A 16,122-nucleotide genomic window follows, 5' to 3' on the forward strand; every position below is an offset into this window, starting at 1 on the left:
TTTTAAAATCTAATAGTATGATTAGCAAAATAATTACCATAGACCAAAGTACTTCGGCGACAAAAGCTATGCTGTTCTCTGAAAGTTGCGAATTGTTGCATCGGGTCAATATAGAGCATCAGCAATTCTATCCGCAACTAGGATGGGTGGAACACGATGCCGAAGAAATTTATAAAAATACCATAGAAGCTATACATTGTTTGCTAGAGAAGGAGGAAGTGAATGGGAAAGACATTTCTTATTCTCTTGCCATCACAAATCAGCGTGAAACGGTAGTTGTTTGGAATAAGCGGACTGGTAAACCTGTTTATCACGCTGTGGTATGGCAATGCCAGCGAGGGGCAGCAATTTGCAAGGAACTGAAAGATAAGGGATACAGCGAACTGGTACAACGAAAGACCGGATTGCTTATCGATCCTTATTTTTCTGCCAGTGGTGCTAAGTGGATATTGGATAACGTGGAAAATGCACGTGAACTGGCAGAAAAAGGCGATTTGTTGATGGGAACTATTGATTCCTGGCTGATTTGGAAACTGACCGAAGGCAGGAATCATCTGACAGATTATACGAATGCGTCGCGTACCATGCTTTTTAATATTCATACTTTAGACTGGGATGAAGAGTTGTTGAAACTCTTCACTATCCCCCGGAGTATGATGCCGGAAGCTTTGCCCTGTGATGCTATTTTTGGAGAAACAACGATAGAGGGTTTGTTCAAATCTCCGATGCAAATAGCAGGTGTTTTAGGTGATTCCCATGGAGCATTAACCGGTCAGATGTGTTTTGAGGCAGGTATGGGCAAGGTGACATACGGAACAGGCTCATCGGTCATGGTTAATATTGGAGAAGAGGCTGTTACTGCTCCTGAAGGGCTGGTCACGTCCGTTGGATTCTCGGCTTTAGGCAAAGTGTATTATGCTTTCGAAGGAAATATCCATTGTACCGGAGCCACTATCAAGTGGATGGTGGAGAAATTGGGATTGGTGGATTCGTTCAATCAAATTGAAACTTTAGCGACTTCGGTTAAAAACAATGATGGAGTCTATCTGGTTCCGGCTTTTACCGGATTGGGAGCTCCTTGGTGGAAACCGGATGCCAAAGCTGCCATCTGGGGAATGACACTGAATGCAGGCAAGGCACATGTGCTGCGTGCGGGATTGGAATCTATCGCTTATCAAGTGAAGGATTTGATAGACATGATGACACGGCAGGCAGGTATCGAATTGAAAGCCCTTCGTGTTGACGGAGGCCCCACGAAGAATCAGTTCCTGATGCAGTTTCAGGCTGATATGTTGCAGGCTGTCATTAACCGTTCGGAAATAGAAGAAGCTTCTGCATTAGGGGCTGTTGTCATGAATGGCTTTGCCCGTAAGAAATGGACTAGTTTCCAAGAAGCTGCTGCCATGCGTACCATTGATAATTGCATTACTCCCTGTATGGAGGAAAAGGAACTTCAATCCTTGTATAGCGGATGGCGTGAAGCTGTCAAAAAAGTAATAGGACAGAATAACTAACTGAATATATCGTAACTTTTAATACCATTAGAAATGAAAAACAAGAAGAAAATGTGTTTTGGTGTTATCATTGGAACACGCGCTTATTTTAACTCGGAATTAGCAAAAGACGTTCGCAAACAATTGCTGGAAACACTGACAAAAGAAGGGTATGACTATGTCATTCTTCCCGAAGATGCTACGCCGACAGGCAGTAGCAGTATCGAAACAAGAGAAGATGGCTTGAAGTGTGCTAAATTGTTCCGTGAGAATCGGGAACGTATAGATGGAATCATTGTTTCACTGCCCAATTTCGGTTTTGAAATCGGTATCATCAATGCCATCAGTGTGGCCGATCTGAATGTGCCTGTTTTGGTTCAGGCATGTGATGACGAGAATGATAAAGTTGATTTGGATAGCCGTCGTGACGCGTTCTGTGGTAAGATTTCCGTATGCAATAACTTGTATCAGTACGGCATTCCTTTTACTGATACCACCCTTCATACTTACTCTATTTATTCTGATTTGCTGGCTGCCGATATCAATAAATTTGCAGCTATCTGCCGTGTAGTTAATGGTCTTCGTCATGCTCGTATCGGTGCTATCGGTACTCGTCCCGCAGGATTCCAGACGGTTCGTGCCAGTGAGAAGCTGTTGCAGGCATCGGGTATTACAGTCATTCCGGTAGACCTTTCCGAGATTTTGGCTGCTGCCCATAAGATTGAAGATACCGATGAGGTATTGCAGGCCAAACTGAAAGAAATCAGACAGTATGCTGTTGTTCCTGAACAATACAGTGATAAGCTGGTTTTGCAGGCTAAATTTGGTGTGGCCGTAGAAAAATGGATGGAGGTCAATGAAATTGATGCTGTAGCTATCCAGTGTTGGGACTCTTTGGAACAAAACTACGGTTGTGCGGCTTGTGTGACTATGAGTATGTTGAGTGAGAAACTAATTCCTGCTGCCTGTGAAGTGGATATTGCCGGTGCAGTATCTATGTATGCGTTGACTTTGGCTTCCGGGCGTCCGTCGGCGTTGCTTGACTGGAACAATAACTTTGCCGAAGATCGTAACAAGTGCGTATGTACACATTGTGGTAACTTCCCTAAATCTTTCGTCATGAATGATCTTAAACTGGGAACCTTGGGTGTATTGGGTAGAACCTTGGGTAAAGTACACACTTTCGGTGCCGTTTACGGTAAAGTAAAACAGGGTGATTTTACATTCTTCCGTATCTCGACAGATGATACGAAGGGTTGTATCAAGTCTTATTTGGGTAAAGGTGACCTGACTGATGATCCATACGGAATGGATGGTTGTATAGCAGTAACCAAGGTGGATAATCTGCAGCCGCTTATGAAATATATCTGTAAGAATGGATTCGAACATCACGTGGCTATGTGCCGTGGCAATGTGAAAGATATTCTGGCAGAAGCTATTGAAACTTATCTGAACTGGAATATCTATATTCACGAATAATATCAATAAAATATGATATTAGTAGATAATTACTTTTTGGCAATCCTCTGCTGTGTCATTTGCTGTGCCTGTTGGGGTTCCTGGGCAAATACACAGAAGATGGTTGCTGCCAAGCAATGGAGCTTTGAACTGTTTTATTGGGATTTGACCGTCGGTTTGTTCCTTACAGCTTTATTGGGGGCGGTGACTTTAGGAAGTATGGGAAGTGAAGGCCGTACCTTTTTTCAGGATTTGGCAGTCATGGACTGGTCTAGCATTCAATATGCATTCTTGGGCGGTGTTGTATGGAATTTCGGCAATATATTTCTTACAGCAGCCATTGCTGTAGCCGGAATGTCAGTAGGTTTTCCTATCGGTGGAGGCTTGGCCTGGATTGGAGGTATTGTATTCAATTATTTATTAATCTCTTTGGCCGGTCAGACCTATCAGGGAAATCAGTTTTTACTATGGAGTGGTGTGTTAGTCATCATTATCGCTATCTTGATTTGCGGAAAAGCATATGGAAAGTTATCATCCGGTAAAGCTTCCACACCCAAGAAAGGTATCTTGTTGGCTATTATGGCAGGTATTGCTATCATGTTCTTTTATGGATTGGTTGTAAAATCCCTGGATCCGCAGTATGTGGCCGGTGGAACCGGAACATTGACTCCTTATACAGGTGTGTTCTTCTTTGCGGTAGGTATATTGGTTAGTACACCGATATTTAATACATTCGCCATGAAACATCCCGTGGAAGGCAGGGTAGTGACCATGAAAGATTACTTTGCCGGTGATGCAAAGACTCATCTCACAGGGATGCTGGGAGGTTTTATATGGATGGGTGGCATGGTGATTAGTTTTATGGGAGCCGGTGCTGCCAATCCGGCTATCTCATACGCCCTTAGCAACGCGGCCCCTGTGGTGGCCATGATATGGGGAGTCTTTGTCTGGAAGGAGTTTAAAGATGCTCCGAAAGGAACTGATAAACTGATTGTGGCTATGTTTGCTTTGTTTATTATCGGCTTAATAAGCATAACTTTGTCGAATTGAAATTTGAATGAAGAGAAACTATAAAATAGGGCTTGTAATGAAGTCGTTACAAGCCGATTTTTTCAAAGTGATGAAAGAGGGGGCTATTCAGTATGCGGCCCCTCTTCCGTTTTTGGATTTGGTTTGTGTGGGAACGGCTACACAGACAGAGGTAAAGGAACAGATTGACTTGATGTATTCTTTGATTCATCAACAAGTCGATGCCATCGTATTGGTGCCTATAGACTCAAAGGCTTTGGTTCAGCCTGCAGTAGAGGCTGTCAGGAAAGGAATTCCGGTAATTAATATTGATATTCAGCTGGATGCTCAGCTATTGGAGCAGGCAGGAGTAGAAGTGGCTTTTGTGGGACCGGATAATTTTGCGGCTGCGTATGAAGTGGGTAAATTATTGGGTAAGAAGTTGCGGAATGAAGATAAAGTTGCTATTATTGAAGGATTGGCGGCAGCCGATAATGCGCAGCAGCGTAAAAGAGGTTTCATCAAAGCGATAGAAGAAAAAGGGTTAAGATTGGTGGCGTCCGAACCAGCCGACTGGGAAACGGAGAAAGCCGCCGAAGTCTTTCAGGCTATGTGGATGCGGTATCCTGATTTGAAAGCTGTATATTGCAGCAATGATGCGATGGCGTTGGGGGTTCTTCAGCAAATGCAAGAAAAAAAATGCTATTTGCCGGTAGTGGGTTTTGATAATGATGCGGTAATGAAAGAATTTCTTTCTACAGGAAAACTGGTTGCTACAGCTGACATTTTCAGTTCACAAATGGCTGTCCGAGGGATTGAGTTCGCTTTGGATGTACTGGAAGGAAGAATAGAGAATAGAGGGGTTCATTCTACTGCCTATGAAATTATAAAACAATGAGTTTATATTGGGAAACGGCCTATACTGAGATATGCACCCAAAGCACCGGCTGTTTAACTTCTTAATATGACTGACAATGAGCAATATTAAGAAGTATTCTTTTTACGAATGAAATATTTAGTGTAATTTTGTGGCTCAAAATAAATTAAATAGAATCATTATGGCAGCAAAACCAGGTATACCTAAAGGAACGAGAGATTTTTCGCCGGTGGAAATGGCGAAACGTAATTATATATTCAATACGATTCGTGATGTATTTCATCTTTTCGGCTATCAGCAGATTGAAACTCCTTCTATGGAGAATTTGTCTACCTTGATGGGAAAATACGGTGATGAAGGGGATAAGTTATTGTTTAAGATACAGAACTCAGGTGATTATTTCAACGGCATTACCGATGAGGAATTGCTGAGCCGCAATGCGGTAAAGTTAGCGAGCAAATTCTGTGAAAAGGGATTGCGCTATGACCTCACTGTACCGTTCGCCCGTTACGTGGTCATGCACCGTGACGAAATCAGTTTCCCTTTCAAGCGTTATCAAATTCAGCCGGTTTGGCGTGCGGACCGTCCTCAGAAGGGCCGTTATCGTGAATTCTATCAGTGTGATGCCGATGTGGTAGGCAGTAATTCTTTATTGAATGAAGTGGAGCTGGTACAGATGATAGACCGGGTATTTGGCAAATTCGGAGTACGCGTTTCAATTAAAATCAATAACCGTAAGATATTGACCGGTATTGCCGAGATCATAGGTGAGGCCGATAAAATTGTGGATATCACCGTAGCTATTGATAAGCTGGACAAGATAGGCTTGGAAAATGTAAATGCGGAATTGGCTTCTAAAGGGATTCCTCAAGAGGCTATTGATAAATTGCAGCCGATTATTTTATTGAGTGGAAGCAATGAAGAGAAATTGGAAACTTTGAAAACAGTCCTTGCAGCCAGTGAAACGGGAATGAAGGGAGTAGAAGAAAGTGAATTCATATTAAAAACCGTATCTACACTGGGTGTGAAGAGTGAAGTGGAACTGGATTTGACTTTGGCTCGTGGCTTGAATTATTATACTGGCGCTATTTTTGAAGTGAAAGCCTTGGATGTACAGATTGGCAGTATCAGCGGTGGCGGCCGTTATGATAACCTGACCGGTGTCTTTGGTATGGACGGTATGTCTGGTGTAGGTATCTCTTTCGGAGCCGACCGTATTTTTGATGTGTTGAATCAGTTGGATTTGTACCCGAAAGAAGCGGTGAACGGAACTGAACTGTTGTTTGTAAACTTCGGTGATAAAGAAGCTGCTTATTGTCTGCCTATCCTGGCAAAAGTCCGTGAAACAGGGGTACGTGCCGAAATTTATCCGGATGCTGCTAAAATGAAGAAGCAGATGGGATATGCCAATGACAAGCAGATTCCTTTTGTTGCCATTGTTGGTGAAAATGAAATGAACGAAGGGAAACTGACTTTGAAGAATATGACTACGGGCGAGCAGTCACTGGTTACACCGGATGAGTTGTTGGCAGTAGTGAAAGCTTGATCTCATCAAGCGGATGTTGTCGGAATAGTCCGGTATATTCATCCGTGATTATCTATGCGGATTAACAGATTATTTTTTTTCTTCCGTCACTATATCTCCTTTAGAATCAGTGAGATGTGGTGACGGAAGTTCTTTTTCCCCTCCGAAATGGTTTGTTCTCCTTTCCCTGTGTGGAGTCGACAAGGCGGAATGCCCGTTCTTGTCGTTGTTGATTGTATTTCTTGTTTTAAGGATGAAAACTGATGAAGCTGACCTGAAATATGATTTTCTTTTGCGAGGGTCTGATATTATTATATATATTTGTGAAATGCTAGCCTTATAAATTTAATCAGATGATAGATGAAAAGCAGTTGATATCCCATTTGTATCAAAATAGGGAGAATGGTCAATGGATGATACAAACCAATGATGAACATCAAAAGGGGGTTGCTGATATGGCGGCATCCTTCGCCGGGCAGTTCGGACTTCCTTCTTGGGGGCGTGCGCTCGGCCTACTTCATGATAAAGGAAAGGAACGGGCGGCATTCCAGCAATACATACGCAAGATGAATGGTTTGCCTACGAGTGACAAGAAGCGCTATGATGATCATACCCATGCTTTTGTGGGTGGAATATTGGCAAAAGAACTTATGGGAAAAGATGTTTCCCATCTTCTTGTAAACCAAATTATTTCTCATCACACGGGGTTACATAATTTTGGGGATGTGGAAAACATATTGAAAGAGAGGCTATTGTCCGAAGAAATAAACGAGGGTGACATTAGCATAAACAAACCTTTATTATTCCAAGAATTTATTGATTCACCTTTTTCTAAATCAAAGGTTGAATGGAAACACTTTCATCACCTTTCCCGTATGCTTTTTTCCTGTCTTGTAGATGCCGACCGACTCGATACAGAACGGTTTATGGATGTAGAGTCATGGCGGAAGCGGGGAAATTTGGCTACGCTTGTCGATTTGCTTCCACAACTGGAGGTATATATGCAAAAACTGCAATCGAATGCAGCCGATACGAAAGTGAACCGCATCCGCCGGCAAGTGAAAGAACAATGCAGTAGAACTTCTTCAAGCGAAAAAGGATTTTATAGCCTTACGGTTCCGACGGGAGGCGGTAAAACACTTTCTTCTTTGTTATGGGCCATGAAGCATGCTGTAAGCCATTCAATGAATCGTATCATCATCGCCATCCCATATACCAGTATCATTGTGCAAACGGCAGGGCTTTTGAAGGAAATCTTTGGTGAAGAAAATGTATTGGAGCATCATAGTAATTTCGACCCCGATGATATTAAGGACGAGGAAAATAGGGAAAAAGCAAAATTGGCTACAGAGAATTGGAACTATCCCATTATTGTCACTACCAATGTACAGCTTTTTGAATCTATGTTTAGCAATAAAACATCTGATTGCCGCAAACTGCACAACATGGCAAATTCAATTCTTGTTTTGGATGAGGTTCAGATGTTGCCAACCGGCTTCTTGCAGCCGATAGTCGATGCGCTGAAAGCGTATCAGGAAATGTTCGGGATTTCGGTATTGTTTACCACGGCAAGTCAGCCGGTATTGAGCGGTCTGATAGAAGGAACAAATCCTAAAGCTGATTTTAAGGGAATAGAACATATCAAGGAAATTATTCCGGAAGAATTTGCTTTGCATGACCAACTTCGCCGTGTGAAGTTGGCAATCGATGATACAGGAAGAACATACGATGAGATAGCTGCAAAGGTGTCTGAATATAATAAGGTGTTGTGCATAGTGAACACTCGTAAAGATGCCAAAGAGCTGTATGACCGTTTGCCCAATGACGGAGTGAAATTGCATTTGTCTAGAATGATGTGCCCTGCCCACTTACACGAAACTATTGGTAAAATAAAAACTTTATTGAAGGATGGGTTGCAGCCGATTGTCAGGGTCATTGCAACCCAACTTGTGGAGGCTGGTGTGGATATAGACTTTCCGGTTGTGTTCCGTCAAGAAGCAGGACTCGATTCTGTATTGCAAGCAGCGGGACGGTGCAATCGGGAAGGACGAAGTGCAATGGGACATACATTTGTGTTCAGTCTGGCTGCAGAGAAGCGAAATCCCTTCGGTTCAATGGCTGACTCCAACAATGCTCGGTTGAATTTGCCGGAAGATAGTGATTGGTTTGCTCCTTCTACCATGAAAGCGTATTTTTGTCAATTGTATAGCAGAAAACAAACATTTGATGAAAAGGATATAAAGCACTGGCTTTACAAACCTACTGAGTTATGTTTTGAAACTGCATCAAAAGAATTTCGCCTGATTGATGATACAAGTATAAATGTTATCGTAAATTGGGAAAACAGCATGGAACTTATAGAGCAGTTGAAAGAATCGGGGTGTACCTACTCGTTGGTGAAGCAATTGGCGAAATTTACTGTAGGCATCCGTTCCTATGATTTTAAGCAACTGAAAGGCTATGGGCTTGTCGAAGAAATATTGGAAGGAATATATGTATTGGCAGACAGGTCTCAGTATAATAAAGCCACAGGTCTCAGTCTTGATAACCATTGGCTGGAGGAAGTATTAATGATATAAAGAAACGGATATGACAAAGAAAGAAACATTGAAATTGTTTGAAGAACGTAAAGTCCGCACCGTGTGGGATGATGAAAAGGAAAAATGGTATTTTTCGATAGTTGATGTGGTGTCAGTTTTAACAGACAGTGTTGATGCAACTGCTTATTGGCGTAAGTTAAAGCAAAGACTTAAAGAAGAGGGAAATGAAACCGTGACAAATTGTCACGGTTTGAAAATGAAAGCCGCAGACGGTAAGATGCGACTTACAGATGTGGCTGATACAGAACAACTACTACGTATCATTCAGTCTATCCCATCTCCCAAGGCAGAACCGTTCAAGCAATGGATGGCACATGTAGCATCCGAACGTCTTGATCAGATGCAAGACCCTGAGTTGAGTATTGAGCAAGCTATGATGGACTACAAGCGACTTGGTTACTCTGACAACTGGATAAACCAACGCTTGAAGAGCATTGAAATCCGTAAAGATCTTACAGATCAATGGAAACTACATAATGTAGAGGAAGGTGTTCAATATGCTACTCTTACAGACATTATCTATCAGCAATGGGCTGGAAAGTCGGCAAAGGAGTACAAACAGTTCAAGGGCTTGAAGAAAGAAAATCTCCGGGACAATATGACCAATGAAGAATTGGTTCTTAATATGCTGGCCGAACTCTCTACGACAAGTATTACTAAAGCTAAAAATCCTCAGACATTGGGTGAAAATATGCAGTGTGCGGCTGATGGTGGTGATGTGGCTCGTGTGGCACGCGAACAGTTGGAGCAAAAAACCGGTCGTGAAGTGGTAACTCCCTTGTCGGCAAAAAGGTTTTTTGAAGGTCAGAAGCCAGAAGATTTATTGGAAAACAAGGAAAACGATGAATGATATGGAATATACAGATAAAGAATATTGTTTGGAGGTGTGGGGCGATTGGGCTTGTTTCACTCGTCCGGAATTGAAAGTAGAGCGTGTGAGTTACGATGTCATAACGCCATCGGCGGCACGCGCCATCTTTGAAGCGATACTGTTTAAACGCTATGCCATGCGTTGGCAGGTAACCAAGATTGAGGTACTCAGGCCTATAAAATGGGCTACCATTAGACGGAATGAAGTTGGAGCGGTGGTAAATTCCAGCATGAAACCAATTTATATAGATGATGGAAAGACACGCCAACAGAAGAACACTTTGCTTCTGCTGGATGTGCGTTACCGAATTTATGCTAAGTTAGTATTTATTCCGGTAAAAGACCGTCCCAAAGAGGCTTTTGCCAAGCATCAGCCAAGTGCTGACGAGAATCCTATGAAGTATTATCAGATGTTCGAACGCAGGGCATCACAAGGGCAATGTTTTACGCAGCCCTATCTCGGATGTCGTGAGTTTTCTGCAAACTGGAAGTATATTGAAAGTACTGATAATCTTGATAATCCCTTAGCCGAAGACAGGGATTTCGGCATTATGCTTTATGATATGGACTTTGAGGAAAATCCACAAAAACCGAATGCTATGTTTTATAGAGTCCAAATGAAAAAGGGAGTGATTGTTGTACCGGATAAAGATAGTGAGGAGGTGTTGAGATGATACTGAAAGCATTATATGATTACTATCATCGAAGTGGAGATGATGTGGCCCCTTTTGGTTTAGAATACAAAGAGATTGGATTTATTATTGTTATTGATAGATGTGGAAAATTTCTGCGCTTTGAAGACAGGCGCATAGATAAGAAGTCGGCACAGCAGTTTCTTGTTAAGAAAAGTGTTAGCCGGTCAAGTGCCCCTGTTGCAAACTATTTGTATGACAATTGTAAATATGTATTTGGTTATTCCGATAAGGGGGATATGGAAAAGATACGTAAGTACTTTGAAGTATTTAAGGCGAAAGTAAAAGATATATATGATGCTTTTCCGGATAATGAGGACATAAAAGCTGTTTATGCATTTTATCAGCAAGACCCTTCTATTATAGTTGGGGCTATGCAGAAAGATTCTTTATGGGATGATATAGCCAAAAATCTTAATAAGAAATATTCTACCTTTTCTTTCCTTATAGAAGGGGATACGAAAATAGTGGCTTCGAAAACGGAATTGATAAATTTGTTTGAAGAGAATCATGGCGTGGTAGGAAATCTTTGTTTGATAACAGGGAGATATTCAAAAGTTGTAGAGATTACAACTGCTACAAAGATACTTGGAAGCCAAGAAACAGCCAAACTGGTTGCATTTCAAGTTAATTCCGGGTATGATTCGTATGGGAAATCTAAAGGATACAATGCTCCAATATCAGAAGAAGCTGAATTTGCATATACAACCGCATTGAATCATTTGCTGCGTTCGGATTCTCACAATAAGTTTATGGTGGGCTCACGTACTTATCTTTTCTGGGCTTCCTCCAATAGCGAGGCTTCAAAAGAGTCCGAGAATAGTTTATTTTCTTTGTTGGGGCGGATTGAAGAAGAAAATGACGACCCAAACAGGCGTATAAAGTTAGTATATGATACTTTCCAGTCTATCTATAACGGAAAATTATCGGCAAACGATGATGACAAATTCTTCATTTTGGGTTTGGCTCCTAATTCGGCAAGAATTGCGGTAGTATATTGGAATGAGATGCCTTTGCGTGAGTTTGCAGGTTTGATAAGTAAGCATTTTACAGATATGGAGATGGTGGACACTCGCAAAGATAAGAAGCCGTACTTGGGACTGCATTCCATTCTTGGAAATGTTACTCTTGGAGGAAAGTCAAGTGATGCGACTCCCAACCTTCCTGATGCTGTGGTGAGAAGCATATTTCAAGGGTTGCCGTATCCGGCTTCTCTCTTTCAAGCATGTATTCGTCGCATACGTGCAGAACAATCCGTCAATATAGTGCGTGCTGCTATCATCAAGGCATATCTCAACAGACTAAACGAAAATAACAACCATAAAAAATTAGATGTTATGTTAGACAAAGAAAATCAAAATCAAGGGTATCTTTGTGGAAGGCTATTTGCCGTACTTGACAAGATACAGGAGGATGCCAATGGTATTCATTCCATTCGAGAACGCTATATGAATGCTGCATCAGCAACTCCTTCCATGGTTTTTGCCACGGTGCTCAACCTTTCTACTCATCATATAGAGAAGTTGAATCCGGGTGGACAAGTGTTCTATGAGAAGCTGAAACAGGAAATTATATCCAAACTTGATGCAAAAGGATTTCCTCCACATCTTAACCTGCAAGATCAAGGACGGTTCTTTGTGGGATATTATCATCAACGTCAAGACCTTTTTATGAACAAGGAAAATAAAGAAATGGAATAATAATTTTAAAAATATAAAGTTATGTCAGAACTAAAGAATAGAATTGATTTCGTTTACATATTTGATGTAAAAGATGGTAACCCAAATGGTGATCCGGATGCGGGTAATCTACCACGTGTGGATGCCGAAACAGGTATGGGACTTGTTACGGATGTCTGTTTGAAACGCAAGGTTCGTAACTATGTACAAATAGCAAAAGGGCTTGTGAATGGCTTTGATATATTTATCAAAGAGAAGGCAGTCCTGAATACTTTGATTGATAATGCACATGATGATTCAGAAGTAAAAAATGCAAAGGACAAAATAGAAGCAGCACGTCGTTTTATGTGTAATAATTACTTTGATATCAGAACATTCGGCGCAGTTATGTCAACAGGTAAAAATGCGGGTCAAGTTCGTGGCCCTATCCAGTTCACCTTTGCTCGTTCTATAGATCCAATTGCTGTAGCGGAACATTCTATTACTCGTATGGCAGTAGCAACAGAGAAAGAAGCAGAAAAACAAGATGGTGGCAATCGTACAATGGGACGTAAAGCCACCATTCCTTATGGCCTCTACGTCTGTCACGGCTTCATCTCCGCCAACTTGGCACAACAGACAGGATTTTCTGAAGAAGACCTTGAACTATTTTGGAACGCATTAAAGAATATGTTCGATGTGGATCGTTCGGCGGCACGTGGATTGATGAGTGCTCAAAAACTGATAGTCTTCAAGCATGACTCCATATTGGGTAATGCTCCCGCCAACAAGTTGTTTGAATTGGTAAAAGTGGAGAAAGTCTGCGATGGAGCACCACGCTCATTCATCGATTATTCAGTTACTATAGATAAGGAGAATGCTCCATCAAATGTAACTATTGAGGAACTGATATAATTCCATCGTATGTACAATGAAGACGATATGCTCATGTTGTCGGGGATTCAGCACTTTAGGTTCTGTCCCCGGCAATGGGCTTTGATACACATTGAGCAGCAATGGGGCGATAATCGTCTCACCATCGAAGGACAGATTCTGCACAAGCATGTAGATGATCCGTTTTATAGACAGAAGTGTGGTGACCAGATAACATTGCGTGCGGTGAATATCGCTTCGCGTGAACTTGGACTCTATGGAATCTCTGATGCCATAGAGTTGTTTCCTTCCTCATCTCTTGAAAATACTATCTTGCATCCCAACTATCCGGGGCGATGGCAACCGGTTGCTGTGGAGTATAAGCATGGCAAACCGAAAAGAAACGAGGTGGATGAAGTGCAGTTGGCAGCACAAATTATGTGCATAGAAGAAATGTATGCTATCCATATACCATACGGCGCTTTCTTTTATGGGGAGCTTCGCCATCGGGTTAATGTGGATATAACGGAGGAACTGCGAGATATAGTCAGACAATGTGCCCGGGATATGCACGATATATTTAGTAAAGCGGTTATCCCGAAGGCTGAATATGGGAAACATTGTGACAAGTGCTCGCTGAAAGATATTTGCATGCCGGAAATGGTAAATAATTGTACTTCGGTAGATAATTACCTTACTAAAAATCTGTATCTATGAGAAAACTATTGAATACTTTGTATGTGACGACACCGGAAGCGTATCTTAGTAAGGATGGGCTGAATGTCGTTATATCTGTTCAGCAGGAGGAGGTGTTTCGTATTCCTGTCATAAATATAGAAGGCATCGTTACGTTCGGATATATGGGCGCAAGTCCCGGTGTGATGAAATTGTGTAGTGACAATGGTATATCACTCACATTTCTTTCTCCACAAGGCAGATTCATCAGCAGGGTTCAAGGTGTTACGAAAGGAAATGTTCTGTTACGCAAAAAGCAGTACCAATTGTCGGACGATGCATCTTGGTCGTTGCATGTGGTTCGGTTGATGATTGGTGGTAAGATTCAAAACTATCGCAATATATTGAGGAGATATATTCGTGATTATGGTGAGAATGAAGACATTAATAGGGCGGTGCAAGTATTGGAACGTGCCAAACGTGATGTTTTGAAGGCTCAAGATAAGACGGAATTAATTGGTTATGAGGGGATGGCTTCGAATGCCTATTTTGAGGTATTGCCAATCTTGATACTTAATCAGAAGACTGATTTCCCATTTCATGGTCGCAATCGTCGTCCTCCCAAGGATGCGGTGAATGCCATGTTGTCTTTTGCATATACCTTGATTGCCAATGATGTTGCGGCCGCTCTCGAAACTGTTGGCCTTGATCCATACGTCGGGTTTCTCCATACACTCCGTCCAGGGCGCACGTCGTTGGCTTTAGATATGATGGAAGAGTTACGTGCTTACCTTGGCGACCGTTTTATTTTGTCGTTGATTAATAAAAGACAGATTTCAGTAAAAGACTTCTTGTTCCAAGGTGATAATGGGGTTGTTATGACAGATAAAGGGAAAAAGACTTTTATTACTGCATGGCAGGCAAGGAAAAGGGAAGTGATAATTCATCCTTATCTTAATGAAAAAGTTGAAATAGGGCTTCTGCCTTATGTGCAGGCTATGTTAATGGCAAGATATATCAGGCAGGATATTGACGATTATCCGGTATTTCTTATAAAATGATTTTTAATTATGTACATTCTTGTGACTTACGATGTGGATACTACAAGCAAAGAGGGGGCTCACCGTTTACGATGTGTGGCCAAGGCATGTTTGGATTATGGACAGAGGGTGCAGAACTCAGTCTTTGAGTGTGTAGTGACGGAAGCGCAATATTCTCTTTTAAAAGGGAGAGTTAGGGATATTATTGATATGTCTCTTGATAGTGTTCGTTTTTATATTCTTAGTAAAAATGAGAATAAGAGGGTAGAAGTAATAGGTGTTGAAACGGCTTATAAAGTTGAGGAGGCTCTTATAATATAATGCGAATGTGGTGTGTTACAAAAAAAGTAGTATCTTCGCATGTGTTAATAATCAGTAGATTAAATTATTTGTAGAGTATTTCTTCGTTATGAAGTTGAATAATAATGATGATTCGCATAACAGTGGATTAAACTTGCTGATTTATAATATGTTATTAGATATAGAGTCACACCCTACGTGGGTGTGTGGATTGAAACTTGAAAGACAAGCAAAGAAAGAGGGGATAACATTGTCACACCCTACGTGGGTGTGTGGATTGAAACTCTGAATCTCAATGGGAAAAGCACCTGGCTTATGGTCACACCCTACGTGGGTGTGTGGATTGAAACATTCGCTCAAGCTAAGAAGCTTATATCTGAGTCGTCACACCCTACGTGGGTGTGTGGATTGAAACTTTTCTTTGCCCCTGTAGAAACCAACTCATTAAAGTCACACCCTACGTGGGTGTGTGGATTGAAACAAAATCTGTAAATAATCAACCACAGCCCCGTCTGTCACACCCTACGTGGGTGTGTGGATTGAAACATAACCATTTTATTTTAAGTTCAACTTTAACCGGGTCACACCCTACGTGGGTGTGTGGATTGAAACCTATGGTCTTCGTAATGCTATTGATTATGGTACTGTCACACCCTACGTGGGTGTGTGGATTGAAACCTTCATGTCTCTAAGTTCCTCCGGTGTTGGCATGTCACACCCTACGTGGGTGTGTGGATTGAAACTCTCTGGGACTATAAGAACGTAAATCATCGTAAGTCACACCCTACGTGGGTGTGTGGATTGAAACATCATTAAAACAGGCATAGAATATGAGAAGAAAGTCACACCCTACGTGGGTGTGTGGATTGAAACGTTATTGGCAATGGAAGTCTAATATCGATACTGTGTCACACCCTACGTGGGTGTGTGGATTGAAACTCAATATCCATTTCCGCAAAATTCTTATCATAAGTCACACCCTACGTGGGTGTGTGGATTGAAACGTTATTGGCAATGGAAGTCTAATATCGATACTGTGTCACACCCTACGTG

The 16,122-nt window shown here is 41.7% G+C and carries 13 protein-coding genes and 1 CRISPR repeat array; all 13 genes read left to right on the forward strand.

What is annotated here, in order from left to right; all coding sequences use genetic code 11:
• Positions 1–17 precede the first annotated feature (17 nt).
• Positions 18–1,514 (forward strand): glycerol kinase GlpK, encoded by a 1,497-nt coding sequence (gene glpK / locus AB5935_RS12055; RefSeq protein WP_087388586.1) that lies wholly within the window; start codon positions 18–20, stop codon positions 1,512–1,514.
• A 33-nt stretch (positions 1,515–1,547) separates the two neighbouring features.
• The gene (locus AB5935_RS12060) at positions 1,548–2,972 is read left to right on the forward strand and encodes an L-fucose/L-arabinose isomerase family protein (protein ID WP_087388588.1); all 1,425 of its coding nucleotides are present in this window, start codon (positions 1,548–1,550) and stop codon (positions 2,970–2,972) included.
• A gap of 12 nt (positions 2,973–2,984) precedes the next feature.
• Positions 2,985–4,001, forward strand: a complete 1,017-nt coding sequence (locus tag AB5935_RS12065; protein ID WP_007843565.1) for a GRP family sugar transporter — start codon at positions 2,985–2,987, stop codon at positions 3,999–4,001.
• Positions 4,002–4,008: 7 nt separating this feature from the next.
• Entirely contained in the window at positions 4,009–4,857 is an 849-nt protein-coding gene (locus tag AB5935_RS12070) for a substrate-binding domain-containing protein (protein WP_007830980.1), read from the forward strand.
• A gap of 160 nt (positions 4,858–5,017) precedes the next feature.
• The gene (gene hisS / locus AB5935_RS12075) at positions 5,018–6,382 is read left to right on the forward strand and encodes a histidine--tRNA ligase (RefSeq protein WP_007843562.1); all 1,365 of its coding nucleotides are present in this window, start codon (positions 5,018–5,020) and stop codon (positions 6,380–6,382) included.
• Positions 6,383–6,714: 332 nt separating this feature from the next.
• A complete protein-coding gene (locus tag AB5935_RS12080; protein ID WP_007843560.1) occupies positions 6,715–8,940 on the forward strand; it encodes a CRISPR-associated helicase/endonuclease Cas3 in 2,226 nt (741 codons plus the stop codon).
• A gap of 10 nt (positions 8,941–8,950) precedes the next feature.
• Positions 8,951–9,811: a Bro-N domain-containing protein gene (locus AB5935_RS12085; protein ID WP_007843558.1), complete on the forward strand. Its 861-nt coding sequence runs from the start codon at positions 8,951–8,953 to the stop codon at positions 9,809–9,811.
• 1 nt (position 9,812) lies between these two features.
• The gene (gene cas5c, locus AB5935_RS12090) at positions 9,813–10,505 is read left to right on the forward strand and encodes a type I-C CRISPR-associated protein Cas5c (RefSeq protein ID WP_007843556.1); all 693 of its coding nucleotides are present in this window, start codon (positions 9,813–9,815) and stop codon (positions 10,503–10,505) included.
• A complete protein-coding gene (gene cas8c / locus AB5935_RS12095) occupies positions 10,502–12,223 on the forward strand; it encodes a type I-C CRISPR-associated protein Cas8c/Csd1 (RefSeq protein WP_007843554.1) in 1,722 nt (573 codons plus the stop codon). The genes cas5c and cas8c overlap by 4 nt, the downstream gene beginning before the upstream one ends.
• Positions 12,224–12,244: 21 nt before the next feature.
• On the forward strand, positions 12,245–13,096 hold the full coding sequence (cas7c, locus tag AB5935_RS12100) for a type I-C CRISPR-associated protein Cas7/Csd2 (RefSeq protein WP_007843553.1): 852 nt from the start codon (positions 12,245–12,247) through the stop codon (positions 13,094–13,096).
• A 9-nt stretch (positions 13,097–13,105) separates the two neighbouring features.
• Positions 13,106–13,771 carry a CRISPR-associated protein Cas4 gene (cas4, locus tag AB5935_RS12105; RefSeq protein WP_007843550.1) on the forward strand — a complete coding sequence of 222 codons (666 nt, stop codon included), beginning with the start codon at positions 13,106–13,108 and terminating at the stop codon, positions 13,769–13,771.
• Entirely contained in the window at positions 13,768–14,790 is a 1,023-nt protein-coding gene (gene cas1c, locus AB5935_RS12110; protein WP_007843548.1) for a type I-C CRISPR-associated endonuclease Cas1c, read from the forward strand. Before cas4 ends, cas1c begins: the two co-directional genes overlap by 4 nt.
• A 9-nt stretch (positions 14,791–14,799) precedes the next feature.
• Positions 14,800–15,090 (forward strand): CRISPR-associated endonuclease Cas2, encoded by a 291-nt coding sequence (gene cas2 / locus AB5935_RS12115; RefSeq protein WP_007843546.1) that lies wholly within the window; start codon positions 14,800–14,802, stop codon positions 15,088–15,090.
• A 165-nt stretch (positions 15,091–15,255) separates the two neighbouring features.
• A CRISPR array of direct repeats spans positions 15,256–16,073; the repeat unit is 32 nt; unit sequence GTCACACCCTACGTGGGTGTGTGGATTGAAAC.
• Positions 16,074–16,122 lie beyond the last annotated feature (49 nt).

It is taken from the genome of Phocaeicola sp. RTP21198st1_B8_RTP21198_201120, assembly GCF_040929485.1.
Classification (GTDB): domain Bacteria; phylum Bacteroidota; class Bacteroidia; order Bacteroidales; family Bacteroidaceae; genus Phocaeicola; species Phocaeicola dorei.

What these genes read in the sequence shown, in the direction of transcription:
- glpK (WP_087388586.1), top strand. Translation starts at nt 18, where the DNA reads ATGATTAGCAAAATAATTACCATAGACCAAAGTACTTCGGCGACAAAA.
- AB5935_RS12060 (WP_087388588.1), top strand. Translation starts at nt 1,548, where the DNA reads ATGAAAAACAAGAAGAAAATGTGTTTTGGTGTTATCATTGGAACACGC.
- AB5935_RS12065 (WP_007843565.1), top strand. Translation starts at nt 2,985, where the DNA reads ATGATATTAGTAGATAATTACTTTTTGGCAATCCTCTGCTGTGTCATT.
- AB5935_RS12070 (WP_007830980.1), top strand. Translation starts at nt 4,009, where the DNA reads ATGAAGAGAAACTATAAAATAGGGCTTGTAATGAAGTCGTTACAAGCC.
- hisS (WP_007843562.1), top strand. Translation starts at nt 5,018, where the DNA reads ATGGCAGCAAAACCAGGTATACCTAAAGGAACGAGAGATTTTTCGCCG.
- AB5935_RS12080 (WP_007843560.1), top strand. Translation starts at nt 6,715, where the DNA reads ATGATAGATGAAAAGCAGTTGATATCCCATTTGTATCAAAATAGGGAG.
- AB5935_RS12085 (WP_007843558.1), top strand. Translation starts at nt 8,951, where the DNA reads ATGACAAAGAAAGAAACATTGAAATTGTTTGAAGAACGTAAAGTCCGC.
- cas5c (WP_007843556.1), top strand. Translation starts at nt 9,813, where the DNA reads ATGGAATATACAGATAAAGAATATTGTTTGGAGGTGTGGGGCGATTGG.
- cas8c (WP_007843554.1), top strand. Translation starts at nt 10,502, where the DNA reads ATGATACTGAAAGCATTATATGATTACTATCATCGAAGTGGAGATGAT.
- cas7c (WP_007843553.1), top strand. Translation starts at nt 12,245, where the DNA reads ATGTCAGAACTAAAGAATAGAATTGATTTCGTTTACATATTTGATGTA.
- cas4 (WP_007843550.1), top strand. Translation starts at nt 13,106, where the DNA reads ATGTACAATGAAGACGATATGCTCATGTTGTCGGGGATTCAGCACTTT.
- cas1c (WP_007843548.1), top strand. Translation starts at nt 13,768, where the DNA reads ATGAGAAAACTATTGAATACTTTGTATGTGACGACACCGGAAGCGTAT.
- cas2 (WP_007843546.1), top strand. Translation starts at nt 14,800, where the DNA reads ATGTACATTCTTGTGACTTACGATGTGGATACTACAAGCAAAGAGGGG.